The organism is Pseudomonas sp. 6D_7.1_Bac1, from assembly GCF_025465945.1.
Taxonomy (GTDB): domain Bacteria; phylum Pseudomonadota; class Gammaproteobacteria; order Pseudomonadales; family Pseudomonadaceae; genus Aquipseudomonas.
Genome location: NZ_JANLNW010000052.1, coordinates 285038 through 308882 on the forward strand (window position 1 = coordinate 285038; position 23845 = coordinate 308882).

The 23845-nt window shown below is 60.6% G+C and carries 26 protein-coding genes and 1 pseudogene; 16 read left to right on the forward strand and 11 right to left on the reverse strand.

Annotated features, from left to right (window positions below):
- Nucleotides 1-148: 148 nt before the first annotated feature.
- The 3 genes from NTD87_RS14405 to NTD87_RS14415 all read right to left on the reverse strand — a co-directional run bounded on the left by NTD87_RS14405 (nt 149) and on the right by NTD87_RS14415 (nt 2648).
- Nucleotides 149-1333, reverse strand: coding sequence for a cyanate transporter (locus tag NTD87_RS14405; RefSeq protein WP_262114620.1), 1185 nt, complete (start codon nt 1331-1333; stop codon nt 149-151).
- Between the two features lie 149 nt (nt 1334-1482).
- Complete coding sequence (gene cynS, locus NTD87_RS14410) at nt 1483-1953, reverse strand: cyanase (protein WP_262114622.1); 471 nt, start codon at nt 1951-1953, stop codon at nt 1483-1485.
- A gap of 35 nt (nt 1954-1988) precedes the next feature.
- Nucleotides 1989-2648: a carbonic anhydrase gene (locus NTD87_RS14415; RefSeq protein WP_262114623.1), complete on the reverse strand. Its 660-nt coding sequence runs from the start codon at nt 2646-2648 to the stop codon at nt 1989-1991.
- A 109-nt stretch (nt 2649-2757) separates the two neighbouring features.
- On the opposite strand from NTD87_RS14415, the gene cynR reads away from it, so the two are divergent.
- A complete protein-coding gene (gene cynR, locus NTD87_RS14420; RefSeq protein ID WP_262114624.1) occupies nt 2758-3630 on the forward strand; it encodes a transcriptional regulator CynR in 873 nt (290 codons plus the stop codon).
- On the opposite strand, the gene NTD87_RS14425 is transcribed toward cynR, so the two are convergent.
- Complete coding sequence (locus NTD87_RS14425; protein ID WP_262114625.1) at nt 3624-4406, reverse strand: transporter substrate-binding domain-containing protein; 783 nt, start codon at nt 4404-4406, stop codon at nt 3624-3626. The genes cynR and NTD87_RS14425 overlap by 7 nt on opposite strands.
- Nucleotides 4407-4666: 260 nt before the next feature.
- Between NTD87_RS14425 and NTD87_RS14430 the strand changes: the two are divergent.
- The 6 genes and pseudogenes from NTD87_RS14430 to NTD87_RS14455 form a co-directional block, all read left to right on the forward strand.
- Nucleotides 4667-5059 (forward strand): annotated as a pseudogene (locus tag NTD87_RS14430) (contractile injection system protein, VgrG/Pvc8 family); the annotation flags it as partial.
- A gap of 490 nt (nt 5060-5549) precedes the next feature.
- Nucleotides 5550-6917 (forward strand): glutamine synthetase family protein, encoded by a 1368-nt coding sequence (locus tag NTD87_RS14435; protein ID WP_262114691.1) that lies wholly within the window; start codon nt 5550-5552, stop codon nt 6915-6917.
- 130 nt (nt 6918-7047) lie between these two features.
- A complete protein-coding gene (locus NTD87_RS14440) occupies nt 7048-7710 on the forward strand; it encodes a class I SAM-dependent methyltransferase (protein WP_262114626.1) in 663 nt (220 codons plus the stop codon).
- 113 nt (nt 7711-7823) lie between these two features.
- Nucleotides 7824-8957 (forward strand): ribonuclease D, encoded by a 1134-nt coding sequence (rnd, locus tag NTD87_RS14445; RefSeq protein WP_262114627.1) that lies wholly within the window; start codon nt 7824-7826, stop codon nt 8955-8957.
- Nucleotides 8954-9247 carry a YcgL domain-containing protein gene (locus NTD87_RS14450; RefSeq protein ID WP_262114629.1) on the forward strand — a complete coding sequence of 98 codons (294 nt, stop codon included), beginning with the start codon at nt 8954-8956 and terminating at the stop codon, nt 9245-9247. Before rnd ends, NTD87_RS14450 begins: the two co-directional genes overlap by 4 nt.
- A gap of 127 nt (nt 9248-9374) precedes the next feature.
- A complete protein-coding gene (locus NTD87_RS14455; RefSeq protein ID WP_262114630.1) occupies nt 9375-10307 on the forward strand; it encodes a D-2-hydroxyacid dehydrogenase in 933 nt (310 codons plus the stop codon).
- A 123-nt stretch (nt 10308-10430) separates the two neighbouring features.
- On the opposite strand, the gene NTD87_RS14460 is transcribed toward NTD87_RS14455, so the two are convergent.
- Complete coding sequence (locus NTD87_RS14460) at nt 10431-11024, reverse strand: nitroreductase family protein (protein WP_262114631.1); 594 nt, start codon at nt 11022-11024, stop codon at nt 10431-10433.
- A 156-nt stretch (nt 11025-11180) separates the two neighbouring features.
- Here NTD87_RS14460 and NTD87_RS14465 point away from each other — a divergent pair, with 156 nt between their 5' ends.
- Both NTD87_RS14465 and NTD87_RS14470 read left to right on the forward strand, forming a co-directional pair.
- Entirely contained in the window at nt 11181-11630 is a 450-nt protein-coding gene (locus tag NTD87_RS14465; protein WP_071551400.1) for a YcgN family cysteine cluster protein, read from the forward strand.
- A gap of 38 nt (nt 11631-11668) precedes the next feature.
- A complete protein-coding gene (locus tag NTD87_RS14470) occupies nt 11669-12898 on the forward strand; it encodes a hypothetical protein (protein ID WP_262114632.1) in 1230 nt (409 codons plus the stop codon).
- A 214-nt stretch (nt 12899-13112) separates the two neighbouring features.
- On the opposite strand, the gene NTD87_RS14475 is transcribed toward NTD87_RS14470, so the two are convergent.
- The 3 genes from NTD87_RS14475 to NTD87_RS14485 all read right to left on the reverse strand — a co-directional run bounded on the left by NTD87_RS14475 (nt 13113) and on the right by NTD87_RS14485 (nt 14902).
- Nucleotides 13113-13583 (reverse strand): RNA methyltransferase, encoded by a 471-nt coding sequence (locus NTD87_RS14475; protein WP_007898701.1) that lies wholly within the window; start codon nt 13581-13583, stop codon nt 13113-13115.
- A gap of 208 nt (nt 13584-13791) precedes the next feature.
- Nucleotides 13792-14166 (reverse strand): YajD family HNH nuclease, encoded by a 375-nt coding sequence (locus tag NTD87_RS14480; RefSeq protein ID WP_123427983.1) that lies wholly within the window; start codon nt 14164-14166, stop codon nt 13792-13794.
- A gap of 49 nt (nt 14167-14215) precedes the next feature.
- Nucleotides 14216-14902 carry a spermidine synthase gene (locus NTD87_RS14485; protein WP_262114634.1) on the reverse strand — a complete coding sequence of 229 codons (687 nt, stop codon included), beginning with the start codon at nt 14900-14902 and terminating at the stop codon, nt 14216-14218.
- Nucleotides 14903-15019: 117 nt separating this feature from the next.
- On the opposite strand from NTD87_RS14485, the gene NTD87_RS14490 reads away from it, so the two are divergent.
- Entirely contained in the window at nt 15020-15304 is a 285-nt protein-coding gene (locus tag NTD87_RS14490; protein ID WP_262114635.1) for a hypothetical protein, read from the forward strand.
- Here the strand turns inward: NTD87_RS14490 and NTD87_RS14495 are convergent.
- On the reverse strand, nt 15301-15774 hold the full coding sequence (locus NTD87_RS14495) for a cyclic nucleotide-binding domain-containing protein (protein ID WP_262114636.1): 474 nt from the start codon (nt 15772-15774) through the stop codon (nt 15301-15303). The genes NTD87_RS14490 and NTD87_RS14495 overlap by 4 nt on opposite strands.
- Before the next feature lie 172 nt (nt 15775-15946).
- Nucleotides 15947-18001: a S9 family peptidase gene (locus tag NTD87_RS14500; RefSeq protein ID WP_262114637.1), complete on the reverse strand. Its 2055-nt coding sequence runs from the start codon at nt 17999-18001 to the stop codon at nt 15947-15949.
- A 100-nt stretch (nt 18002-18101) separates the two neighbouring features.
- On the opposite strand from NTD87_RS14500, the gene NTD87_RS14505 reads away from it, so the two are divergent.
- The 3 genes from NTD87_RS14505 to NTD87_RS14515 are packed head-to-tail and all read left to right on the forward strand — an operon-like array spanning nt 18102 to nt 19964.
- Complete coding sequence (locus NTD87_RS14505) at nt 18102-18599, forward strand: MFS transporter (RefSeq protein WP_262114692.1); 498 nt, start codon at nt 18102-18104, stop codon at nt 18597-18599.
- A 32-nt stretch (nt 18600-18631) separates the two neighbouring features.
- Nucleotides 18632-19408, forward strand: coding sequence for a class II glutamine amidotransferase (locus NTD87_RS14510; protein ID WP_262114638.1), 777 nt, complete (start codon nt 18632-18634; stop codon nt 19406-19408).
- A gap of 13 nt (nt 19409-19421) precedes the next feature.
- A complete protein-coding gene (locus NTD87_RS14515; RefSeq protein WP_262114639.1) occupies nt 19422-19964 on the forward strand; it encodes a DUF2937 family protein in 543 nt (180 codons plus the stop codon).
- Between the two features lie 48 nt (nt 19965-20012).
- Here the strand turns inward: NTD87_RS14515 and NTD87_RS14520 are convergent, their stop codons facing one another.
- Nucleotides 20013-21212, reverse strand: a complete 1200-nt coding sequence (locus tag NTD87_RS14520; protein WP_262114693.1) for an MFS transporter — start codon at nt 21210-21212, stop codon at nt 20013-20015.
- A 254-nt stretch (nt 21213-21466) separates the two neighbouring features.
- Here NTD87_RS14520 and NTD87_RS14525 point away from each other — a divergent pair, with 254 nt between their 5' ends.
- From NTD87_RS14525 to NTD87_RS14535, 3 genes are read left to right on the forward strand one after another with little or no spacing between them, the layout of a single operon-like run.
- On the forward strand, nt 21467-22219 hold the full coding sequence (locus tag NTD87_RS14525) for a 5-oxoprolinase subunit PxpA (protein ID WP_262114640.1): 753 nt from the start codon (nt 21467-21469) through the stop codon (nt 22217-22219).
- A complete protein-coding gene (gene pxpB, locus NTD87_RS14530) occupies nt 22216-22920 on the forward strand; it encodes a 5-oxoprolinase subunit PxpB (protein ID WP_262114642.1) in 705 nt (234 codons plus the stop codon). Before NTD87_RS14525 ends, pxpB begins: the two co-directional genes overlap by 4 nt.
- Entirely contained in the window at nt 22917-23840 is a 924-nt protein-coding gene (locus tag NTD87_RS14535) for a biotin-dependent carboxyltransferase family protein (protein WP_262114643.1), read from the forward strand. The genes pxpB and NTD87_RS14535 overlap by 4 nt, the downstream gene beginning before the upstream one ends.
- The last annotated feature ends 5 nt before the right edge of the window (nt 23841-23845 follow it).

The following is a 23845-nucleotide window of genomic DNA, read 5'->3' on the forward strand; positions in this document are numbered from 1 at the left end:
AACGGAACGATGGTCCCAGGAGAATGGCCCGTAGGATTATTCACGGACAAGTGTGGGACAGAAACAGTAATGAACACGACGTCTGTCCCACAGAAGCCCTGAGTGGCTGAACACCTTCAGCGGGAGTGATTCATTAATGTGCTCCTGATCAACCAATGTGTTTGGCGTAGTGCCGTGGGTCAAAGCGCAACACCATCAGGACCATCAGCAGCATCACGGCCGTCAATGACCACCAGGCCCATTCGAAACTGCCCAGTTGATCGCGAATCATCCCGGCGATCAGCGGCGACACCCCGGCGATCAGATAACCAATCCCTTGCACGAACGCCGTGAGCCCACCGGCGCGTTGAGGGTTGTCCAGATGATCCAGGGAAACGATCAGGCTCATGGGAAACAAGCCGCCGATGCCAAGGCCCAACAAACACGGCCAAAGCAGGCTCAGGTGTTGCGGGCTGAGGATCAGTCCGCAGAAGCCGGCCATGATCAATCCCAGCAACACCACCAGAACCCGTCGTTTGTCACGCCTGCGGTTGGCGATGGCCGGGGTCAGCAAACCGGAGAGCACTTCCATGGCCGTCAAAAAGCCTAACAGCAGGCCGGCGTTCTGTTCGCTCCAGCCTTTTTCGACGTAGTACGGCGCCAGCCAGGCCAGCACGCAGGTGTAGGACGCCGTGCCCAAGCCGAAGAAAATCGCCAGCAGCCAGGCGCGGGAGTTGCTGAAGAACGTTTCGTTGCGGTGCGCGGTGGCCGGTTGTGCGGGGACGGCGTGGCGTTGGCCGTACCAGAGCAGCAGGGCCAGCAGCGCCAACACCGCCCAGATCGCCAGCCCTATACGCCAGTTGCCGGTACGAGTCATCACCAAGGGCGCGAATGACGCCGTGATAGCCGCGCCGCCCATGATCGAGGTGACGTAAAGCCCCATGAACAACGAGACGTTGTCGCTGAAGCGGGACTTGATCAGCGCCGGCATCAATGCCTGGATCAGCGCAATGCCGACACCTGCGAGCACGGCACTGAGGATGAGTTCGGCGGCCGAGTCGAGGAATAGCCGCGACACGGTGGCAAGACCAATGATCAGCAGTGATAGCACCACCGTCCGGTGTTCTCCAAGACGCCGACTGACGCTCATGCCGAAGAACATCGCCAGGCCCATGGCCATCACCGGCAGCATGGTCAGCAGCGACGCCAGGCTGAAACTCAACGGGATATCGCCGCGAATGGCCGACAACAGCGGGCCGACGGCGGCCATCGACGGACGCAGGTTCAGGGCGACGAGGATCACGGCGATCATCAGCCAGACAGCGGGGCGGGAGGTGGCGCGAACGTTTTCCATAACCATACCTTGAGGGACAAGGTGTGGATTAGGCGGCGCGGGGCGAGAGTCGGCAAATCAGAAAGTCATGTGCGGTATTTAAAAATTAAATACCGCTCGGGTGACACACAACATCGCAGCCCCTGCTGGGGCTGCGATCGTGGTTTCTATCAGAACGGTTTGGTTGGCAGGTATTTGCCGTCCAGGGTGATCACCGCACGGGAGCCGCCATCCGGATCTTCGACTTTCTTGATGTCCAGCTTGAAGTTGATGGCGCTGATGATGCCGTCGCCAAACTGCTCATGAACCAAGGCCTTCAAGGTCGAACCGTACACCTGCAGCATTTCATAGAAGCGGTAGACAGTCGGGTCGGTCGGGATGCCGCCCTGAATGCTGCCGCGCAGGGGCACGCTTTGCAGCAAGCGGCTGGCATCCTGGTCCAGGTCGAGTTTGGCGCAGACCACTTCGGCTGCTTCAGCCGGCAGCGGGTGCTGGCCGAGGAGGGCGGCGGTGACGAACGCCAGGCTCAGGCCGGTGCCGTCGGTGAGGTCCTGCCATGAGAGGTTTTTACGTGCCTTGGCGTCGATGATGGTGTCGGCGAGGGCCAGGCGTGGGGCTTGAGCGAATTGAGAGTGCAGCATGGTGATTTCCTCTTTCGTTACGTAAGAAATGTGGGTCAGGCGGCGTGTGGCTGTTTGCGGGTCAGTGCACAGGTAGTCGGGTGCTCGGCGAGCGAGACGAAGCGTTGGGTCGCCTCATCCAGAGCGGCGATCGAACCGCTTTCGATGTCGTAGACCCAGCCGTGCAGGTTCAGGCGACCCTGCTCCAGGGCCAGTGCAACTGAAGGGTGGGTCTTGAGGTTGGCCAGTTGGGCGACCACGTTTTCCCGAACCAGCGAATCCAGGCGCGCTTGCGCCGAGGCGTGAATGCGGGCGGCATTGACCACCTTGGCCGACTCGGCATGACGCAACCAGTTGGCAACGGCTGGCAGGTGATCCAGACATTTGCAGGTCGAGATGGCGGTCATCGCACCGCAGTCGGAGTGACCGCAGATCACGATGTCGCTGACGCCGAGCACGGCGACCGCATATTCAACCGTGGCTGACACACCGCCTGGCTCCGGGCCGTAGGACGGCACGATATTGCCGGCGTTGCGGATGACGAACATGTCACCGGGTTCTTGCTGGGTCAGCAGTTCCGGGACTACGCGGCTGTCGGAACAGGTGACAAACAATGTGCCTGGGCTTTGGGTGGTGGCGAGTTGCTTGAACAGTTCGCTGCGTTCCGGGAATGCATCGCGTTGAAACTTCAGGAAGCCGTCGATGATGTCTTGCATGGCGTGTTCTCCTTGCGTCGTTGATGGGGCAAGGATGAAAGTTTTCAGCTATAGCGTCCAAGACCGGATTATTATGGTTTCAATAAGTCATGCCTATAGTTGAGATGCCATGCTGTTACGCCATATTCGCTACCTGCTCGCGGTCGCCGAACACCGCAACTTCACTCGGGCAGCCGAGGCGTTGCATGTCTCGCAGCCAACGCTGTCGCAGCAGATCAAGCAACTGGAGGACTCGCTCGGCGCGCCGCTGTTCGATCGCTCCGGGCGCACGGTGCGATTGACCGATGCCGGTGAGGTGTATGTGCGTTATGCGCGGCTGGCCTTGCAGGACCTGGAGGCGGCCAAACGGGCGATGCACGACGTTCAGGATCTGACGCGCGGCTCGTTACGGTTGGCCATGACGCCCACGTTCACCGCTTACCTGATCGGCCCGCTATTGGCGCGCTTCAACAGTCTGTATCCGGGAATCAATCTGAGCGTCGAGGAAATGACCCAGGACCATATCGAGGCTGCGCTCGCCGAAGACCGACTGGACATCGGCATCGCGTTCACCGGCAGTCACCTGGCGGACATCGACAGCCAGGCGTTGTTTGCCGAAACCTTGAGCCTGGTGGTCAGCGAGGCGCATCCAGGGTTTGTCCGGCAGCAATCACTCGACGCCCAGGCGTTGGGCCAGCAGTCGCTGGTGTTGCTCAGCGGCGATTTCGCAACCCGTCAGCACATTGACCTGTATTGCCGCCAGCAGGGCGTGGCACCGCGCATTGCCATCGAAGCCAACTCCATCAGTGCGATTGTCGAGATTGTTCGTCGCGGGTCATTGGCGACGATTCTCCCCGAGGCCATCGCCCGCGAGTTGCCGGGGTTGCGACCGTTGGCACTGCAACCGGCGTTGCCACAACGTACGGTGGCATTGCTCAGTCGCAAGGGCGCTTATCGCAGTGCGGCGAGTGAAGCATTCAGGGCGCTGGCCAGTGCTCAGTGACCGGGGACGGCCAGCCACTGCGCGAGCACCGCATCATAGGCGCCCGTGGCTTTGCTCAGGTGCAGCCACTGATCCACATAACCCTTCCAGGCCACATCGTCGCGAGGGAGCAAATAGGCTTTCTCGCTGTACTGCAAGTACTGCTCAGGATTGACCGCACACAAACCGGGTTTGAGCTTCTGCTGATACCGCGCTTCAGAGGCGTCGGTGATCATCACGTCTGCCTTGTTCTCCAGTAGTTGCTCGAAAATCGTTACGTTGTCCGGGAAGAGGGTCAGCGTGGCGTTGGGCAGGTGAGTACGGGCAAACACTTCGTTGGTGCCGCCTGCTGGCTCGATCAGCCGCACGGAAGACTGGTTGATCTGTTCGACGGTTTGATAGCGTTGTGTATCTTCGCAACGCACCAGTGGGATTTTTCCGTCGACGCCCAGCGTGTCGCTGAAAAAGGCCTTTTTCTGCCGCTCCAGTGAAACCGAAATGCCGCCCATGCCGATATCGCAACGGTCTGCCAGAAAGTCCGTCATCAGGTTCTTCCAGGTGGTGGGGACCCAGTGCACGTCAATGTTCAGACTTTTCGCCAGGGATTGGGCCATGGCGATATCGATCCCTTCGTATCCGCCGTCTGCGCGCAGGTAGGTGTAAGGCTTGTAATCACCAGTGGTACAGACTTTCAGGTGACCGCGTGCAATCACTTGGTCCAGATGCGAGGCCGCGTTCTGGGCATGGGCCTGGACACTGAACGTGAGCAAGGAGCAGAGCAGTAACGAAGCTTTCATCGGGACGTCCTTGAGTGTTGCCGAAAGATGGAAGGGGCGGCGTCAGTATTTGTGGCCAAGTGTGATGGCGCAAGCGTGGGGCCCATCGAGTCGGGTGCTGACGCAATACTTTGAAACAGGGAGCGCTCTGACTGACGTTAGGGACTCTTCCGACATTATTTCGTTTGCCACCTTGTTAGCGTGCCGGGAAGTTCTCGCGATCACGACCAGGGACGGTTTGGATATCGCGCGTTATTTCCATCCAGCTAAAGGATAAGCGGATGTTCCAACCGTCCAATACGGCACACTTTTCACTGCAAATTCCCGGTGTTCGCAACGATTTCAAGGTGCTGGCCTTCGACGGCACTGAAGCCATCAGCACCTTGTATGGCATCCATGTCGAACTGGTCAGCGAGTACCCGGATGTCGATTTGGAGAGCCTGCTCAGCCAGCCGGCCTTTCTCCAGTTCGGTCATCACGGCGAAGGCATTCATGGGCGTATTGAAAGCGTCGTCGCCGGTGACCCCGGCAGGCGTCTGACCCACTATCACCTGACGTTGGTGCCGGCGCTGTACTACTTGCAGTTCAGCCATGATCAACGGATTTTCCAGCACCTGACGGTGCCGCAAATCATCGCCCAGGTACTCAAGGGGCATGGCATCCAGGCCGATGCCTCTATCGCCTGAGTCCAAAGCCTACATAGAAAAATTCGGGATTCCTTATGGCTCCTGGTAATAACAACCTCGCTGCTGCGTCGATCAACAAACACCCAGCAAATGTTTAGCCGATCTGCACCCAAGGTTCTTCAAGTCTGGATTTAACGGCTTATCGCGGCGTGTGACGCTGCTCAGCCTCTGTGTTCTGCGGTTTTTTCTATGGACGGTTACTCAGTCGACACTCACCCCGAGGCTTCGCCTGGCGCTTATGCGTCCTGTCGTCAGCATCGGCGTCGATTGACACCGGCCAGCGCTTTGAACCTGTCCGCACTTCCATCCGAGTTAGCCTTTTGGGCGCTGTGGCATTGTCGCCACGCACGCCCACCGGATGCCTGCATTTCCCGTTGAGTTTTCATACGAATCCACGCCGTTGGCGCTGGATTCAATCGGCAGCGCCTGCGCGTTTACCTGACGCGGAAATACGAGAGTTCCCATGAGTTTTGCCACGATCCCTTTTGCCTCGAAGCAAGAAGCCCTGACCTTTCTTGAGCTCAACCCGGATATCGAGATGTTTGAGTTGTTCATCCTCGACAACAACGGCGTGCCACGGGGCAAACTGCTGCACCGTGATGAGTTGCTGGCGGTCTATGAAAGCGGTCGGCCACTGCCGAGCACCATTCTCGGGCTGACGATTAATGGAGAGGATGTGGAAAACTCCGGGCTGGTCTGGGAGGTCGGCGACATCGATTGTCGCGCCTATCCGCTCAAAGGCAGTTTGCAGCGCATGCCGTGGCGGCAGATTCCGACGGCAGCGGTGCAAGTCAGCATGCACCCGCAGGAGGGCCTGCCGGCGACCGTGGCTGATCCGCGGCATTTGCTGGCCAAGGTGATCGACGGGCTGAAGGCTGACGGTTATTACCCGGTGATGGCGGCGGAGCTGGAGTTTTACCTGCTCGATCAGCAACGCGACAGCAATGGTCGCCCGCAACCGGCACGGGATGTCGACGGTGGGCGGCCACGGACGACCCAGGTCTACGGCTTGCGTGAGCTGGAACAGATCGAACCGTTCCTCGCCGACCTCTACGCGGCGTGCAAGCTGCAGGGCATCCCGGCACGCACAGCGATTTCCGAGTACGCCCCGGGGCAGGTGGAGATCACCCTCGAACATCGCAGCGACGCGTTGCAGGCGATGGACGAAGCGGTGCGCTACAAACGGTTGGTCAAGGGCGTGGCGCACAAGCACGGGATGACCGCGTGTTTTATGGCCAAACCCTTTGATGACCTGGCGGGCACCGGCATGCACATGCACGTCAGCCTGGCGGACAAGGACGGCAACAACCTGTTTGCCAGCGAAGCACCGGATGGCACGCCACTGCTCAAACACGCGGTCGGCGGCATGCTCGGCACCTTGCTCGATTCATTGCTGATGTTCTGTCCCAATGCCAACTCCTATCGGCGTTTTCAGACCAACAGCTACGCGCCGCTGGCGGCGACCTGGGGTGTGGACAACCGCACCGTGAGCCTGCGAGTTCCGGGTGGACCGGCGTTTTCCCGGCACATCGAACACCGCATTTGTGGCGCTGACGCCAACCCTTACCTGGCGGCTGCAGCGATGCTGGCCGGTATTCATCGCGGCATTCGCGAGCAGTGCGACCCCGGCGCACCGGTTGAAGGCAATGGTTACGCCCAGGCCAGCGAGTTGCTGCCGACCGACTGGCTGACCACCTTGCGCGCACTGGAAGGCTCGGCCTGGGCGCGCGATGCGTTCGGCGGGGAATTTCTTGGGGTATACCTGGCCGTGAAACGCGCCGAATACCGTCAGTTCATGGGGGAGGTCGGGGAGCAGGACTGGCGCTGGTATTTACACCAGGCGTAATGCTGAAAGAGCGGTCCAGAGCCTACCGCACACGGTGCGCAATTGTTCCTGGCGACTTTTTCACGAAAAATTGATGGTGAGCTGCTTACAGTTCGTGCTCAGTAGTTCCCTTTACCAAGAGTCGCCGGTCATGTCTGCGCAACCACCCTCCTCAGTCGAGCACGAATTTGCTCGACGCTACGATCAGGAGCACGCTCGAGTCTGCCTCCAGCCGCATCCCCGTGGGCTGGTGCAGCGGTTTTTGCAGTGGCGTGGCAAGCGATTGGTGCGGCGCGCACTCAAGGTAGCTGGCGAGCCAGGGCTGATTCTCGATGTGGCCTGCGGGGCAGGGGGCAACTGGCCGGTACTGGCCGAGCACACCAACCGGGTGATTCTCGCCACCGATCCGTCCCAGGAAATGCTCAACCACGCCCAGACTCACCATCCGGCTGAGCTGCTCAAACGCGTCAAAACCTTTCAGAGCTCGGCATTCACCATCGGTTTGCCGGAAAATGCCGTGGACTGCATATTTTGCATGCGGTTGTTTCAGCACATCGAAAACAGTGAACACCGTTTGGCGATACTGCGTGAGTTCCATCGTGTCAGTCGCGACACGCTGATCGTCTCGGCACAGCTCGACGGTTTTTTCGCGCTACGAGCACGGTTTGGCGAGGGTGCGCAGCCGCGTCAACTGGCCACCAGGGCTGAGCTTGAGGCCGAGTTCCGGCAGGCGGGTTTCAAGATTCTCAAATACCTGGACACCCTGCCCGGCAGCGACCTGCCACGGGTCTATGTGCTGCATAAAGCCGACTAACCGCAGGGCGTCGGACTAATGGCGGGTGTTTTCGCTCAAGCTCTTGCTCAGTGAGTGCGCGGAAATCGCCGAGGGCGATATATACTGCGCGCCATTCTTCAAGGGAGAGCCGTGTGGCCATCGATATTCACTGGATTCGCGACAACGATAGCCTCGGTCAGTTTTGCGCCCAATGGCAGCAGTTGCCGTTCGTCGCCCTCGACACCGAATTCATGCGGGTCGACACCTTTTATCCGATCGCCGGCCTGTTGCAAATTGGCGATGGCGTGCGCGCTTACCTGATTGATCCTTTGACGATCGACAACTGGCAGCCCCTGGCCCAATTGCTGGAAAACCCGGCAGTGGTCAAAGTGGTGCACGCCTGCAGCGAAGACCTCGAAGTCCTGATGCGCTTGACCGGCAGCCTGCCAGCGCCGTTGTTCGATACACAACTGGCCGCTGCCTACCTGAACCTGGGTTTCTCCATGGGTTACTCGCGTCTGGTGTCGGAGGTGCTTGGCATCGAGCTGCCCAAGGGCGAGACCCGTTCCGACTGGCTGCAGCGTCCGCTTTCGGACACCCAGATCAGCTACGCCGCCGAAGATGCCCTGCATCTGGCGGAGGTCTTCGTCCGTCTGCGGCCAAAGCTGTCCGACGACAAGTACGCCTGGGTCCTGGAGGATGGCGCCGAACTGGTGGCCAACCTGCGCCGCGAAGTCGACCCTTACGAGGTGTATCGCGAGGCCAAGCTGGCCTGGAAACTGTCCCGCGCCCAACTTGCTGTGCTGCGTGAACTTTGCGCCTGGCGCGAGCGCGAAGCCCGCGCCCGCGATCTGCCGCGCAACCGCATCGTGCGTGAGCATTCGTTGTGGCCGCTGGCACGAACCCAGCCGGACAATCTCGCGGCATTGGCGAAAATCGAAGACATGCACCCGCGCACCGTGCGTCAGGACGGTGAATTTCTGCTGGAATTGATCAAGCAGGCGGGCAGTGTTTCGCCGGACCAGTGGCCGCCAGCAGTACCGGAGCCATTACCGATAGAAGCCGCAGCATTGGTCAAGCGTCTGCGGGCGCTCGGTCAGGCCGAAGCCGAACGTTTGGACATGGCCCCGGAACTGATGCTGCGCAAGAAAACCCTGGAAGCCTTGCTCAAGAGCGGTTTCCCCCAGGGGCCTTACCAATTGCCTGATTCGCTGCGTGGCTGGCGCCGCGAGTTGATGGGCCAGGCGCTGCTCGACAGCCTGGCCACTGCCGGAGAACAGCCTTGAAACGTATTTGCTCTATCTACCGAAGCCTGAAGAAAAACGAGATGTACCTCTACGTGCTCAAAAGCGATGCACTGGAGCGTGTTCCGGAAAACCTGCTGCTGGCCTTTGGCAAACCGCATCACGCCTTCGACCTGGTGTTGACTCCCGAGCGCAAGCTCTCGCGTGAAGACATCACGCTGGTGCTGGAAAACCTCGAAAAGCAGGGCTACCACCTGCAAATGCCGCCGGCCGAAGACGAGTACATCGAGCACTTGCCCGAAGAGCTGCTGCGACGCAATGATCCGATTTGACGGATATCTGTAGGGGTTCTGTCCAGAGCCTCTGGAAACAATGGAATTGATTATTTTGGCGAGGGCCGCGAGCGGGGGAGAAACACTCCTTCGGCGGTCTTGTGCACTGTTTTTGAAGGTTTGAACCATGCGCGTTCTGATTGCTGAACACGACCACGCTGTGTATACCCAATTGTTGCGTCAGGCCGCGCCTGAGCTGCAAGTACTGACCAGCGGCGACTCCGCTGAACTGGCCAGCCTGGCCGCCGACTGTCCAGTCTGGCTCGGTCAACCGGACCTGTTGGCGACGCTGCTGCGTCAAGGTCATGAGCCTCAATGGCTGCAATCGACCTGGGCCGGCATTACGCCGTTGCTCGCCGACGGTTTGCCACGCGACTACCGGCTGACCCGTGCTGTCGGGATTTTCGGTCAGGCCATGGCTGAATACGTGCTGACCTACATGCTGGGCCATGAGCGCGAAGTGCTGGCGCGGCTGGTCAGCCAGGTCGAGCGCAAGTGGGACAACCGCCTGGGCCAGAGCCTGGCGGGGCGCAAGGTGCTGATCGTCGGTGCCGGCGACATCGGCCAGAGTGTGGCGCAGTTCCTGGTGCCTTTCGGCGTCAAGCTGTACGGCATCGCCAGCGAACCGCGTGAGCAGGCGCCGTTTATTGAAGTCGCGGGTCTGGAAGACTTGGGCCGCTTGGTCGGTGAAGTCGATTACGTGGTCAACCTGTTGCCGAACACGCCGAACACTCACGATCTGTACAACACCGCGCTGTTCAAGCAGTTCAAGTCGACCGGTTTGTTCATCAACGTCGGACGTGGCGTGGCCGTGGTCGATGCGGACCTGGTGGAGGCCTTGAAGGAAGGGCATCTGGCAGGCGCGGTGATCGACGTTTGCCGACAGGAGCCGTTGCCGCAGCGTCATCCGTTCTGGACCGCCTGGGGCTTGCTGCTGACCGGCCACAGCTCGGCGCCGACCTCACCGTCGATGATGGTGCAGTTGTTTCTCGAGAATCTGCGGGCGTATCAGGCGGGCGAAGCGTTGCGCGGCGAAGTGGATTTCACGCGGGGTTACTGATCAACCCCGATCAACTGTGGGAGCGAGCCCGCTCGCGATGAGGCCCGCACATTCAACATCAAGGTTGAATGTGAAACCGTCTTCGCGAGCAAGCCCGCTCCCACATTAGATCTTCATTGTGGCTTACAGGCTGAAATCACCCTCAGCCGCCAGCTCGCTCAACGGGCGACGCGGGCTTGGTTCTTCGCGAGCTTGCAGGTAATCCGCCAGGGTCGCCTTGTCACCCAGTTTGCCGACCGCGACGGCCGCGTGCAGCGCGTAGCCTTCAGGAATGTTCAGCTCCTTGCGGGTCAGCTCCGGATCAAAACCGGCCATGCCGTGGGTGTGCCAGCCGCTGATAGAGGCCTGCAGCGCCAGATGACCCCAGGCGGAACCGGTGTCGAAGGTGTGCCACAGGGCTGGGGTTTCTTCAGTGGCGCCAGGCGCGGTGAAGGTGGTTTTCGAGATGACGATCACCAGTGCCGAGGCGTGTTGCGCCCAGCCGCGGTTGAACTCGTTCAACAGACCCAGGTAACGCTCCCAGTTCGGCGTGTCGCGGCGCGCGTAGAGAAAGCGCCATGGCTGCGAGTTGTAGGCCGACGGCGCCCAGCGAGCGGCCTCGAAGAAGCTCAGCAGGGTTTCTTCAGGAATACTTTCACCGGTGAAGGCGCGCGGCGACCAGCGGTCAGTGAACTGTGGGTGAATAGCATATTCGGCCACGCGGGGATTAGCGCTCATGAAAAAGTTTCCTGGCTACGTTTATGACCCGCCAAGCTACTGCGCGGCGTGATAACTGACAAGTCCTGGTGTACCGACAGTCGCCAGCGCTTGGCCCGCGCAGTCTTGCGCACTAGACTGGCGGCCTTTTCACCACCTGATGTTGATGCTTGAGCCATGGCCGCCAAAGTAGAACCTTTCTGGATACGCAAAACCCTCGAACAACTCGATCAAGAAGAGTGGGAGTCGTTGTGCGACGGGTGTGGCCTGTGCTGCCTGCAAAAGCTTGAGGATGAAGAAGACAACAGCGTCTACTACACGCGCATCGCCTGCAAACTGCTGGACCTGAAAACCTGTCAGTGCACCGACTACCCGAACCGTCGCGACTCGGTGCCGGACTGTATCCAGCTCACGCCGGGCAAGGCCGATCAGTTCAAGTGGCTGCCGCCAACCTGCGGTTACCGGTTGGTCAGCGAGGGCAAGGATTTACCGCTCTGGCATCACTTGGTCTGTGGCGATCGTGACGCGGTGCACCATGAGCGGATTTCCCAGTCCGGGCGCATGCTCGCCGAAGGCAGCGTGGCTGAGGATGATTGGGAAGATCATCTGATTTTTCGCGCGGGCTGACGCTCGGCGTTCCAGAAAGAAATCACGAAGGAGTGTGTATGGCTGTGGGATTGAGGCTGCCGTTGGCTTTGTCACTGCTCTTGCTGAGCTCACCGTTGTGGGCGGCAAAGAAAGTCGATCTGGATTACCACGTGCAATTGTTGCCGCAAAGCGATCAGGCCGAAGTGCGCTTGACCCTGGCGCAGGGGTCGGCGGTGCGCAGCCTGGATTTTGATCTGGGCGACGGCAGCCAGTACAGCGACTTCAAGGCCGATGGTCAGTGGCAGCTCACACCGGGCAATGCGGTGCGCGGCGTCTGGCGCCCGGCTGCCGACAAGGCCAGCCTGACCTACCGCGTACGCATCAGCCATTCCCTGAAAAACGCCAGTTTCGATACGCGTATGACGCCGAATTGGGCGCTGATGCGGGGCGACGATCTGGTCCCGCCGGCGCGCCTCGATCAGCAGGACGGCATCGAACTGGTGTCACGGCTGGAATTCGAATTACCGGAGGACTGGAAAAGCGTCGAGACCGCCTGGCCGCGGATTGGCAAGAACCGCTTCCGCATCGACAACGTTTCTCGGCGGTTCGACCGTCCCACAGGCTGGATGCTCGCCGGTAATCTGGGTAGCCGGCGCACGCGCCTGGGCGAGACCGAAGTCACGGTCGCCTCGCCGCAAGGGCAGGGCATGCGTCGGATGGACGTGTTGACGCTGCTGACCTTCGTCTGGCCGCAGGTGCAGGCGCTGTATCCCCGTCATCCCGGCAAGCTGTTGATTGTGGGTGCTGCTGACCCGATGTGGCGCGGCAGTCTCGCCGGGCATGAGTCGATCTATCTGCACAGCCGTTCACCGTTGGTCAGCGAAAGCGGCAGCAGCCCGTTGATTCGTGAGTTGGCTCAAGTATTCGGACGGGTCAAAGGCAGTGAGCGCAGTGCCTGGATCAGCGAAGGCTTTGCCGAGTACTACGCCATTGAACTGCTGCGCCGTGCCGGCGGCATGAGCGATGAGCGTTATCAGACGCTGGAAGACAAAATGGCCAAGGTCAGCCATAACGTAAGCACCCTGCGCGGGGATCAGCTCAGCCCGGCGGCCATTGCCAAAGCGGTGTTGGTGTTGCAGGAGCTGGACCGTGAGATTCGTTTGAAAACCCGCAACAAGCGGTCGCTGGATGACATGCTACGCGGCGCCATGCACCTGGAACGGGTGAGCACCAAAGCGTTTGTGGCGCTGGCCGAGAGCATCATTGGCGAGCCGTCGAAAGTGCTGGATACCGAGTTACTCAGATAACTTGAGTCAAGCGCAATTGTGGCGAGGGAGCTTGCTCCCGCCGGCCGGTCCGCGCTCGGGCGAAGCAGTCGTAAACCGTGTCTGCCGCATTCAGGACCGCTTCGCGCTCCAGCGGGAGCAAGCTCCCTCGCCACGGGTTTTGCGGTGTTGCTCAAACCCCGGTCTTGGGCGACTTCAGTTCTTCACCGGCTCGTTCCATCCAGCGTTCAGCGTATCAGCGAAATTTCGGACCGGAGCGGGTGTTGTTGCCCTTGGCCATGCGGTCGTAAAGCACCACGTTGACGGTGGCGGCCAGGTTCATGCAACCGGTGGTCGGGATGTAGACCACGTCTTCGCACCACTCGCGAATTTCTTTATCCAGCGAGCCGTCTTCCGGGCCGAAGATGTACAACGCACGGTCCGGGTGGGTGTATTCAGGCAGCGAACGAGCGCCATCGACCAGCTCCACCGCCACGGGGACGCAGCCCAGCGGGAGGATTTTCTTCAGGTCGTCGATACCGATCAGCGGAATGTCGTAGTGAACTCTTTTGGTGTCGGTGACGAAGTCGGCGGCGCGCTCATAGCGTTTGCCAGTGTAGAACACCGACGCCACGCCATAGCAGCCAGCGGCGCGCATCACGGAACCGACGTTCTCGGGTGATTTGGGGTTATACAAACCAATGCAGCTGTACCGTTTGTCTGCCACGAGCGGGGTGCCTTCGGGAAAAAAGCGCGATTATACGAGGATTGCGAGAGGGCGGTCAGTTTGTAGATTGATGGTGCCAGGGCGATTGCTATCGCGAGCAGGCTCGCTCCCACAAGGGATTTTCTGTGAACACACTATTTGTGATCACCCAAGACCAATGTGGGAGCGAGCCTGCTCGCGATGAGGCCAGTTCAGGCGCTGAAGGTCTTCAGTCTTCCTTTTTCATCAACCCCGCCAGCGCGGCAAACGGGTTATGCGTTGCCTTGGCGATTTTCGGGGTGCTCAGCGAGCCGTCGCCGAAGTATTGCTGGTCGGTGTAGCGCGAGTGTTCGTTGTCGTGGCAGTACAGGCACAGCAGCTCCCAGTTGGAGCCGTCCTGCGGGTTGTTGTCGTGGTTGTGATCGCGGTGGTGCACGGTCAGCTCGCTCAGGCGTTTGCCGGAGAACTCACGGGCACAGCGTCCGCAGACGTGCGGGTACATCTTCAGGGCCTTGTCGCGGTAACCCATTTCACGGTCGCGCTGGGCGTCGGCGAGGATGCGGTCCAGTTTGGCCGTGTTGGAGGGAGGCGTTGACGAACTCATGGGTTCACCTTTGTAGAAAGACTAATGACGGTTATGCAGTGAGTTTAGCTCAGGCCTTGAGCTTCTCGGCAATCCAGATCGTGTGTCGGGTGCCTTTGTTGCCGTGGGCGAAGACTTGCACTTCTTCGGCCTTGAAGCCGGCCTTTTTCAACTTGTCGGAAAACTGCCGATCAGCGCTGGCCGACCACACTGCCAGCACGCCTTTGGGGCGCAGCGCCTTGGCGCAGGCACTCAGGCCGCCGGCCGAGTACAGCCAGCTGTTGGCTTTCTGGGTCAGGCCTTCGGGGCCGTTGTCGACATCGAGCATGATCGCGTCGAAACCCTGTGGCTCGGCTTGCAGGACTTTGGCCACGTCTTCCATGCGGATGACCGTGCGCGGATCGAGCAATGGGCGTCCGGCTTTTTCCCCCAGTGGCCCGCGGTTCCACTCGACCACCCCCGGCACCAGTTCGGCGACCAGTACTTCAGCGGTCTTGCCCAGATGCTTGAGCGCCGAGGCGAGGGTGAAACCCATGCCCAGGCCGCCGATCAACACTCGCGAATTCGGCCGGCCGGCGACCTTGCGGCAGGGGATCTCGGCCAGGGCGTCTTCGGAGCCGTGCATACGGGTGTTCATCAGTTGTCCGCCGTCACCGCCCTGGATCTTGATGACGAAATCTTCGCCGTACTCGAACAGGCACAGGGCACCGCCGTTTTCGGGGATCGGGGTGGTGTCGAGCAGAACGAAACGTTTCATGGGGCTCTCTTTAAGGAGGGAAACTGGCATCAGGGAGGGGTAACCGGCATTGAGAAGGGCAATCTTGCGCGGTTGGGAGTAGCCTTAAGGCAACGAACAAGGGCAACGGAGCCATTGATGAAGCGCACCATTCTAACGGTCATTGTGTTGGCCGCGCTCTCGATAAGTGCAGCGCAAGCGCAAGAGTTGCAATCAGTCCCCACCACACCTTCAGCGGCACCCGGCTCACCTGGCACCGCAACCCCCACGCCGTACCCGCAGATTACCCCGATCAGTGTGCCCAAGGCCGGCAACGGCGGTGCCCCCCTGTTGCCACCGATCGAAATGCCCAATCCGCCCAAGGACCAGACCTTGCCGGCACTTGAGCAGAACCAGCAAAAGGCCAAATCCCCAGGCGGTTAAATCTGTTGCGAGAGTAATTGGCCGTCAGCCATGCGCAGGCGTTTGGACAACGACACGGCGATGGCGCGGATGATCTTGGCGGCGATTTTCGGTGCGTCGTTGAGCATCTTTTCCAGCGAGTCCTTGCCCAGGTTGAGCAATTGGCAATCGCTCGCCGCGACACAACTGGCCGAGCGCCGTTCGCCGTCGAGTACGGCCATTTCGCCGAACGCCCGGCCGCTGCGCAATGTGGCGATTGTCACCCGCTGACCTTCGCTGTTGGTTTTCTGCACCGCCACCTGGCCCGAGTGAATGATGCACATGAAGCTGCCGGCATCACCTTCGTGGAAGATCTCTTGGCCCTGGGCGATGGTGCTGAGGCTGAAGTAGCCGGCAGCCGCCGTGAAATCGGCCAGTTGCAGCTGATCGAACAGGCCACAGTCCATCAGCCAGTCGCGAATTTCTTTGTTCAACAGGGTCGGTTCAGGCATATCGTCACGGTCTTTTGCTTGTGTCTGTTGCGAGGGGATAACCATTTATTTCCTGTGGGAGCGAGCCTGCTCGCGATAGCGGTGGATCAGCCAACACCGATGTTAAATGTAATGCCGCCATCGCGAGCAGGCTCGCTCCCACAGTTAAGACCCGTACGCCTTACGGAGTTCCTCAGGCGATGCCCAATACCTTGAAAACAAATGCGTATTCGAGGGCTACGTCACGTAATCCCTGATAACGCCCGCTCATCCCGCCATGGCCGGCACCCAGTTCGGTCTTGAGCAGCAGCAGATGGTTGTCGGTTTTTGTCGCCCGCAACCTGGCCACCCACTTGGCCGCTTCCCAGTACTGCACGCGGCTGTCGTTGTAGCCGGCGATCACCAGGGTCGCCGGATAGGCTTGAGCACTGACGTTCTCGTATGGGGCGTAAGCCTTGATCCGATCATAAACCTCTGGCTCTTCAGGGTTACCCCACTCGTCGTATTCGGTGACGGTCAGTGGCAGGTCCGGGTCGAGCATGGTGTTGAGTACGTCGACGAACGGCACCTCGGCAATCGCTGCTGCGAACAGTTCCGGCCGTTGGTTGAGTACCGTACCGATCAGCAAGCCGCCGGCACTGCCGCCGCTGATGGCCAGTTGTTTTGAGGTCGTGAAGCCGTTGGCGATCAGGTGTTCGGCGCAGGCGATGAAGTCGTTGAAGGTGTTCTGCTTGTGCTCCTGCTTGCCGGCGCGATACCAGGCTTCGCCCAGTTCACCGCCGCCGCGTACATGGGCGATGGCGAAGGCAACGCCGCGATCGAGCAGGCTCAGGCGCGCGTGGGAGAACCACGGGTCGAGGCTTTCGCCGTAGGCGCCGTAGCCGTATAGGTAAAGCGGTGTCGGTTGGCCAAGCCTCTCGCGTTTGACCACCAGGCTGATCGGCACCTGAGTGCCGTCGTTCGCGGTCGCCCACAGGCGCTGACTGACGTAGGCATCGGCGTCGAAGGGGCCGAGCACCGGGGTTTCCTTGAGGACTTTCTGTTCGCCGCTGGCGAGGTCGAGCTGACGAATCTGCGCCGGGCGATTCAACGCCTCGTAGCGCAGACGGATCTTGTCGCTCGCAAATTCCAGGCTGTTTTGCACATGCAGGCTGTAGGCCGCATCCGGAAGTTGCACGCGGTAAGCGGGCAGGCCCTGCGGGTGAACTTCGATGATTGGCAAACCACCTTCACGCAGGCTCAGAGTCATGGCCGAGGCATTCAGGCTCATGCCGTCCAGCATCACCGTGTCGCTGTGAGGGATCAGGTTTTGCCAGTCGGTATCGGTCGGTACGACGCCAGTGTCGGCGGCCTGATACAGCGCGAAGTTGATGCCGTCGCGGTTACTGCGAATCAGCCAGGTCCATTGGTCGTCGAGCTTGCCGTGGTCGACGTCGTACTCGTGATCTTCAACCCGTGGCGCCAGGCAGGTGAATGCCTGTTGTGGCAGCGACGCATCGAGCGCCCAGACTTCGCTGGTGGTTTTGCTGCCCAACGACAGCAGTAACTGGCGTTCGGAGCTTGAGCGGTAGCAGTGCAGGAAGAACCGTCCGTCCGGCTCATGGAAGACTTCTTCGGCGGCGGTGCCGTCGAGACGATAACGAAACAGCTTGTGCGGACGATGGGTGTCGTCCAGCTCGCCGAAGAACAGCGTCAGGCTGTCGTTGGCCCAGGTCATGCTGCCGTCGCAGTTCTCGAACGCAAGTTCGCTGACTTTGCCGTTGGACAGTTCCTTGACGAACAGCGTGTAAATTTCTTCACCGCTGGTATCGAGGCTGTAGGCCAGGCGCTGGTGGTCCGGGCTGATGCTGAAGGCGCCCAGCGAGAAAAAGCCGCCATTGGCCAGCACGTTGGGGTCGAGCAGCAGATGCTCCTGACTTTCGTCGACCAGCAGGCTGTCGTCGGCCGGGCGTGGGCAGCGGTAATGCCGGGCATATTCGTCACCGGCGGTGGTGCGGGTGTAATAAAGGTACGGCCCCCACGGGGAGGGCAGCGACAGGTCGGTTTCGAGAATCCGCCCTTTGATTTCGTTGAACAGGTTTTCTCGCAGCTCGGCCTGGTCGGCCAATTGCGCTTCCTGATAGCTGTTTTCAGCCTTGAGGTAGTCGAGCACCTGTGCGCTGTCGCGCTCCTGCAGCCAGGCGTACGGGTCATCACCCTCGGCCTTGTGGGCAATCGGGGCGCTGCAAACGTGGGCGGATAGGGGCATGAAGGGCTCTCGGGCGTTATACAAAAAGGGCTTCACAGACAGCGGGGCAGCCTGATCGGTGAAAAGCCGTTATCATAAGCGTCTCTTTGCCTGCCTTGCCATGGACACCATGACCGAGAACGACTATCTGATCGCTTGGGGCCTATACACCTTTGCCGCTTTGGGCTGCCTGTTGGTGTGGATGCGCCTGACCCGCTGGATGTGGCGCTGGTTGCGCGAGCCACTGCGTCTGCTCGTGGCCGTGCTGTTGTTCAGCCCGACCATCATCGACCCGGTGAAGGAAAAATTCGCCCCGGCCATCGCCATTACTGCCCTGGACCTGCTGTTCAAGGTGGGTAACAACGCCTGGCGCGCGATCTCCGACCTGTTCATGTACGGCATGATCATCTTCGGCATTTACCTGATCTTCGTGTTGATCCGCTTTCCTGTCGAACGCGCTTCCAATGCTCGCAAGGAGCGGGAGGCCGCTGCGAAAGCCGCTGCCAAGGCGGCCGATCCGGATGATGATCAACCTTTTGGCGGTGCTGGCGATGATCGATATGGTCGCCCGCCGGTTCCCAATAACCCCCAGCGTTCGCGAGTCGAACCCCGTCTTTGACGTTGCCCCGGCATTGAAGCGAGAGTCCCGGCATGTGTGAGTTATTGGGCATGAGCGCCAATGTACCGACCGATATCGTGTTCAGCTTTACCGGGCTGATGCAGCGTGGCGGTCGAACCGGTCCGCACCGGGACGGCTGGGGCATCGCATTCTATGAAGGTCGTGGCTTGCGTCTGTTCCAGGACCCGGCGGCGAGTTGCGATTCCGAAGTCGCACTGCTGGTGCAGCGCTATCCGATCAAAAGCGAAGTGGTGATTGGGCACATCCGCCAGGCCAACGTCGGCAAGGTCGGTCTGTCCAATACTCACCCGTTCGTGCGCGAGTTGTGGGGGCGTAACTGGTGTTTCGCCCATAACGGACAACTCGCCGACTTCCAGCCGACAGCGAGCTTTTACCGACCGGTTGGCGACACCGACAGCGAAGCGGCCTTCTGTGATTTGCTCAACCGGGTGCGTGAAGCCTTCCCGGAGCCGGTTGAAGTCGAGCAATTGATACCGGGTTTGGTGGCCGCTTGCGCGCAATACCGTAGCAAAGGTGTGTTCAACTGCCTGTTGAGCGACGGTGACTGGCTGTTCTGCTACTGCTCGACCAAACTGGCGCAGATCACCCGTCGCGCACCGTTTGGTCCTGCACGCTTGAAGGACGTGGACGTGATCGTTGACTTCCAGGCCGAAACCACGCCTGACGATGTGGTGACGATCATTGCCACTGAACCCCTGACCGAAAACGAAACCTGGACCCGTTACGAACCGGGCCAATGGAGCCTGTGGCGACGCGGTGAATGCGTCAGCCAGGGCAAGACCGAATAAGGAACACCTCTCTATGTTGCTCAGTTATTTGCGGCTGGTGTTGTTTGCGATCGGCCTGTTGGTGGGTGTGCAGGTGCCGGGTTTCATCAACGACTACGCCAAGCGGGTCGAGGCGCATCTGATCGAAGCGCAGACCGGCCTGCGGGGATTCCAGGGCACTGCCGAGCAGTTTTTCAAGGGTGATCTGCAAGCGCTGGTCGCCCATTACCGCGCCAGCGACGACCCGGTGTTTCGCAGCGATGCCGATAGCCTGAGCACGTTGCTCACTCGCCAGTTGGCACTGGATAAGCAATTCCAGGCCATGCAAGGACCGTGGTACATCCGCGTCTTGCAGGTGGCATTGGCCGCCGATCCGGATATTCGCAAGGAAACCTGGAATGGCTACAGCTACCAGCTGTTGCTGACGCCTGAAGCCATGGGCTGGGGGCTGAGCGGGGCGATGTTGCTGTCGTTCGGCCTGGAATGCCTGTTCCGTCTGATCGACTGGGTGGTGTTGGGCGGCAAGCGCCTGCGCCAGAGCCGGCCGATCGAAGAACGCGATTTGCGCGGCTTGTAACACCGTCGAAATTGCCGGTGATTGCAGCGATGTGGTGTGGCTGACCAGTTAAAACGTGTCCTCACCAGGAGGCGCCGGGGTGGAGGTGAATGACCGCACCCAGCGGATCCCGATGGCGGCCAGTGCGTAGGTCAGCGCCACCAGCCAGAAACTGTGAGCCAGCCCCACCAGCCCCATGCCGATTCCGCCGAGGACTGCACCGAGCAGAGCGCCGGCCTTGGCCGCGCTGTTGCCGAGACCGAGGGCGAAACCCTGCTGGCTTGAAGAAACGGTGTTGGCGATCAATGCGTACGCGACGGGCAGCAGGGCGCCTTGCCAAATACCCCAGACGAGTCGACTGACGAGAAACCCTTGCCATTCGTTGGCCAGTGCCGTGGCCGCTAGTGTCAGGGCACACAGCCAGGCCACACCTTCGATGACGCGCAAGGTGTAAGCCGGCTGCCAGCGGTCGAACAGACGTCCCCACAGCGGTGCGGAAATGGCCAGGGTCGCGGCGCTCGCTGCGTAGGTGGCGCCGATCAGCCAGCTCGGCGCATGCAGAATGTTCGCGACGTACAGGGCGTAGAACGGCTGCGGCATCATCTTCGCGGCTTGAATCAGCACGATCACCAGCAGGATTCCACCGACCCAGCGTTTGGGCAGAGCCACCGGCGCAACGGCTTTTTTCTTCGCGACCCGAGCTTTGTCGGCCGGCAGGAAAAAACTCCCCAGTGCGCACAGCAGGCAAATCGCCGTCGCGCCATAACAGAGCAGGGCAAACCCCGAGACGTCCATCAGCCAGCCGCCCAGTACCGGGCCGATCAACGAGCCGACAGCGGTTGCCGATTGCAGGCGTGCCAGGGTGTGACCACGCCTGGAACTGTTGCAGCAGGCCAGGGCATAAGCTTGCGCGGCGGCAAGAAATCCGGCCAATGCGCCTTGCATCACGCGAATGCCCACCAGCAACCACGGGTCGAGGGTGATGGCCGCCAACCCTTGGCACAGCGCCAGCGCGAGCAATGCACGAACGATCATCGGCTTGTGTCCGGCGCGATCACCCAGCCGGCCCCACACGGGAGTCAGGAGCATGGCCGCGAGCATCGGGCCGGCATAGACCAGCGCCGATAACAACGCGGTGTAGCCAGCACCCTCTGGCCCGAGCAGTTGCTGGATCTGCAAGGGCCAGAACGGGCCGCTCATTTCCATCGCGCCCATGGAGAGCAACTGGATGACGATCAGCAGTCGCAAGGCGCGACTGTCAGCAGGCAATAGCGGCTGTCTTTGCGTGTGAGCGCGCATCACGTCCGATTCCTTCTGGACAGGTGTTTAGCTGAAAGCGCGCAGAGCGTACCGGCTTACTACACTATTGAAAATGATAGTTATTCCTACTTGTGTCGTAGGAGTCTTCCTTGTTTTACGGCCGTCGGGTTCAGGCTGAAGTGTTGGAGCCAGACCGAATCATCGGTTTTTGTCGCGGGTGTCCGATGTGTCAATATCGATAAAAACCTTCAGGAGTACTCACCGTGAGCCGCCTGCTATTGAACTGCGATATCGGCGAAAGCTTTGGCCACTGGACCATGGGGCTGGATGCCGAAGTGATGCCGTACATTGATTGCGCCAACATTGCCTGTGGTTTCCATGCCGGTGACCCGAGCATCATGCGCAAGACGGTCAGCCTGGCGCTGAGTCATGGCGTGCAGATTGGCGCCCATCCAGCGTATCAGGATCTGGTGGGATTCGGCCGCCGTTCCATGGCTTACACCGCGCAAGAACTTCAAGATCTTCTGCACTACCAGATCGGCGCGCTGGACGGCATTTGCCGGGCGCAGGGGACTCGCGTGAGTTACGTCAAACCCCACGGTGCGATGTACAACGACATGATGGCCAACCCCGCGCAGTTGCGGGCGGTGATTGAGGCTGTCTCGGCGTATGACCGGCAACTGCCGTTGATGTTGATGGCAACCCGCGACAACAGCGCGGCTCAACTGATGGGCGATGAGTACGGTGTGACGCTGTGGTTCGAAGCGTTCGCCGATCGTGCCTATGACAGTGCCGGGCATCTGGTTTCGCGGCAATTGCCGGGTGCGGTGCATCACGATCCAGAGAAAATAATTGAACAGGCGCTGACCATCGCTCGCGGCGACAACCTGGTTGCCAGTGACGGCAGCGCCTTGCATTTAACGGCCAACACTCTGTGCGTACACGGAGACAACGCCAGTTCGGTGGCAGCTGTGCAGCGGATCCGTGAGGCTTTGAATCAGCAGAGCGCGCCATGAAACCACGGGTTGAAGTGGTGGCAATCGATTGCCTGATGGTGCGGCTGTTCGATGAGATTGCTGAAACCAACATGCCGTGGATGCTCGCCGCCAGCGAGCGACTGCGCGCAGGTTTCGCCGGGCATTTGATCGATCTGGTGCCGTCCTACACGACCTTGATGGTGCATTACGATCTGCTTGCCTTGAGCCCGGCTCAGGCGCGAGAACTGATTGCCGAGGCCTTGAGCGATCTGACCCCTAACGCCCAGGCCCGTGGTCAATGCCATGTGTTGCCGGTCTGGTATGACGTGAGTGTCGGGCCTGAACTGAGCCTGCTTTCGCAGCGTAGCGGGTTGGCGGTAGAGGAGGTGATTCGCCGCCACAGTGAGCGCGAATATCAGGTATTCGCGCTGGGTTTTGCACCGGGGTTCGCCTTTATGGGACTGGTCGAAGAAGTGCTGGCCGCGCCCCGTTTGAATACCCCGCGTAAGCGCGTGGCGGCTGGTAGCGTGGGGATTGCCGAGCGGCAGACAGCCGCTTATCCGGTGGTGTCGCCGGGTGGCTGGAACCTGATCGGCCGCACCCCCGCCAAACTGTTCGATCGCGAGCGTGAGGGCTACAGCCTGATGCAACCGGGCGATACAGTGCGTTTTGCGGCAGTCAGTCATGCCGAGTTCGTCAATCTGGGCGGCGACGATACACCGCTGGAGGTGCTGGCATGAGCCGTTTGACGATCGAAGCCAGTACGCCGCTGTGCCTGTTGCAGGATGCCGGCCGGTTCGGCGTACGGCATCTGGGCGTGACCCAGGGCGGCGCGGCGGACTGGCTGTCGATGTCCTGGGCCAACTGGCTGCTGGGCAACTCATTGGAGGCGGCGGTGATTGAAGTCACCCTCGGCGGATTGACCCTGGAAGCGCGGGACGATTGCTGTCTGGCGTTGGCGGGGGCGGACCTGGGGGCATTGCTGGACGGCCAGCCGCTGGCGCCGTGGCGCAGCTTTAACCTCAAGAAAGGCCAGCGTTTGCAATTCACCCAACCCTTGCTCGGCGCCCGCGCCTATCTGGCGGCACCCGGTGGTTTCAACGCGCCCAAGGTATTGGGCAGTTGTGCGACGGTGGTCCGCGAAGAGCTCGGTGGTCTGGACGGCTTTGGCCGGGCCCTGGCGCGAGGTACCGAGTTGAGTTATTCGGGGCAGGCGCAGGCTCTTGGAGAGGTACCGTGTGAGCATCGACCGGACTTCAAGCAGAACCCGCCGCTGGATCTGGTGCTCGGTGCGCAACACGGCGAGTTCAGCGGGCAAAGCCTATTCGATGCCTTCAACCGGGTCTGGACCCTCGACAGCCGCGCCGACCGCATGGGCATCCGCTTGCTCGGGCCGGCGTTGCAGTATCAAGGCAAGCCGATGATCTCCGAAGGCATCCCGCTGGGCGCGGTTCAGGTGCCGCCGGACGGGCAGCCGATTGTGTTGCTCAATGATCGGCAGACCATTGGCGGCTATCCACGGTTAGGGGCGTTGACGCCGTTGGCGCTGGCGCGGCTGGCGCAGTGTTTGCCGGGGCAGCAGGTACGCTTGGCGCCGGTGGTGCAGGAGACGGCGCATCGGCAACAGATCGAGTATTTGCAGCGGTTCATTAGCCGCTAAAAGCA

Excerpts from the sequence above, each read along its gene's own strand:
- NTD87_RS14405 (WP_262114620.1), bottom strand. The coding sequence starts at position 1,333 with ATGGAAAACGTTCGCGCCACCTCCCGCCCCGCTGTCTGGCTGATGATC.
- cynS (WP_262114622.1), bottom strand. The coding sequence starts at position 1,953 with ATGCTGCACTCTCAATTCGCTCAAGCCCCACGCCTGGCCCTCGCCGAC.
- NTD87_RS14415 (WP_262114623.1), bottom strand. The coding sequence starts at position 2,648 with ATGCAAGACATCATCGACGGCTTCCTGAAGTTTCAACGCGATGCATTC.
- cynR (WP_262114624.1), top strand. The coding sequence starts at position 2,758 with ATGCTGTTACGCCATATTCGCTACCTGCTCGCGGTCGCCGAACACCGC.
- NTD87_RS14425 (WP_262114625.1), bottom strand. The coding sequence starts at position 4,406 with ATGAAAGCTTCGTTACTGCTCTGCTCCTTGCTCACGTTCAGTGTCCAG.
- NTD87_RS14440 (WP_262114626.1), top strand. The coding sequence starts at position 7,048 with ATGTCTGCGCAACCACCCTCCTCAGTCGAGCACGAATTTGCTCGACGC.
- NTD87_RS14455 (WP_262114630.1), top strand. The coding sequence starts at position 9,375 with ATGCGCGTTCTGATTGCTGAACACGACCACGCTGTGTATACCCAATTG.
- NTD87_RS14460 (WP_262114631.1), bottom strand. The coding sequence starts at position 11,024 with ATGAGCGCTAATCCCCGCGTGGCCGAATATGCTATTCACCCACAGTTC.
- NTD87_RS14465 (WP_071551400.1), top strand. The coding sequence starts at position 11,181 with ATGGCCGCCAAAGTAGAACCTTTCTGGATACGCAAAACCCTCGAACAA.
- NTD87_RS14470 (WP_262114632.1), top strand. The coding sequence starts at position 11,669 with ATGGCTGTGGGATTGAGGCTGCCGTTGGCTTTGTCACTGCTCTTGCTG.
- NTD87_RS14480 (WP_123427983.1), bottom strand. The coding sequence starts at position 14,166 with ATGAGTTCGTCAACGCCTCCCTCCAACACGGCCAAACTGGACCGCATC.
- NTD87_RS14485 (WP_262114634.1), bottom strand. The coding sequence starts at position 14,902 with ATGAAACGTTTCGTTCTGCTCGACACCACCCCGATCCCCGAAAACGGC.
- NTD87_RS14490 (WP_262114635.1), top strand. The coding sequence starts at position 15,020 with ATGAAGCGCACCATTCTAACGGTCATTGTGTTGGCCGCGCTCTCGATA.
- NTD87_RS14495 (WP_262114636.1), bottom strand. The coding sequence starts at position 15,774 with ATGCCTGAACCGACCCTGTTGAACAAAGAAATTCGCGACTGGCTGATG.
- NTD87_RS14500 (WP_262114637.1), bottom strand. The coding sequence starts at position 18,001 with ATGCCCCTATCCGCCCACGTTTGCAGCGCCCCGATTGCCCACAAGGCC.
- NTD87_RS14505 (WP_262114692.1), top strand. The coding sequence starts at position 18,102 with ATGGACACCATGACCGAGAACGACTATCTGATCGCTTGGGGCCTATAC.
- NTD87_RS14510 (WP_262114638.1), top strand. The coding sequence starts at position 18,632 with ATGTGTGAGTTATTGGGCATGAGCGCCAATGTACCGACCGATATCGTG.
- NTD87_RS14515 (WP_262114639.1), top strand. The coding sequence starts at position 19,422 with ATGTTGCTCAGTTATTTGCGGCTGGTGTTGTTTGCGATCGGCCTGTTG.
- pxpB (WP_262114642.1), top strand. The coding sequence starts at position 22,216 with ATGAAACCACGGGTTGAAGTGGTGGCAATCGATTGCCTGATGGTGCGG.
- NTD87_RS14535 (WP_262114643.1), top strand. The coding sequence starts at position 22,917 with ATGAGCCGTTTGACGATCGAAGCCAGTACGCCGCTGTGCCTGTTGCAG.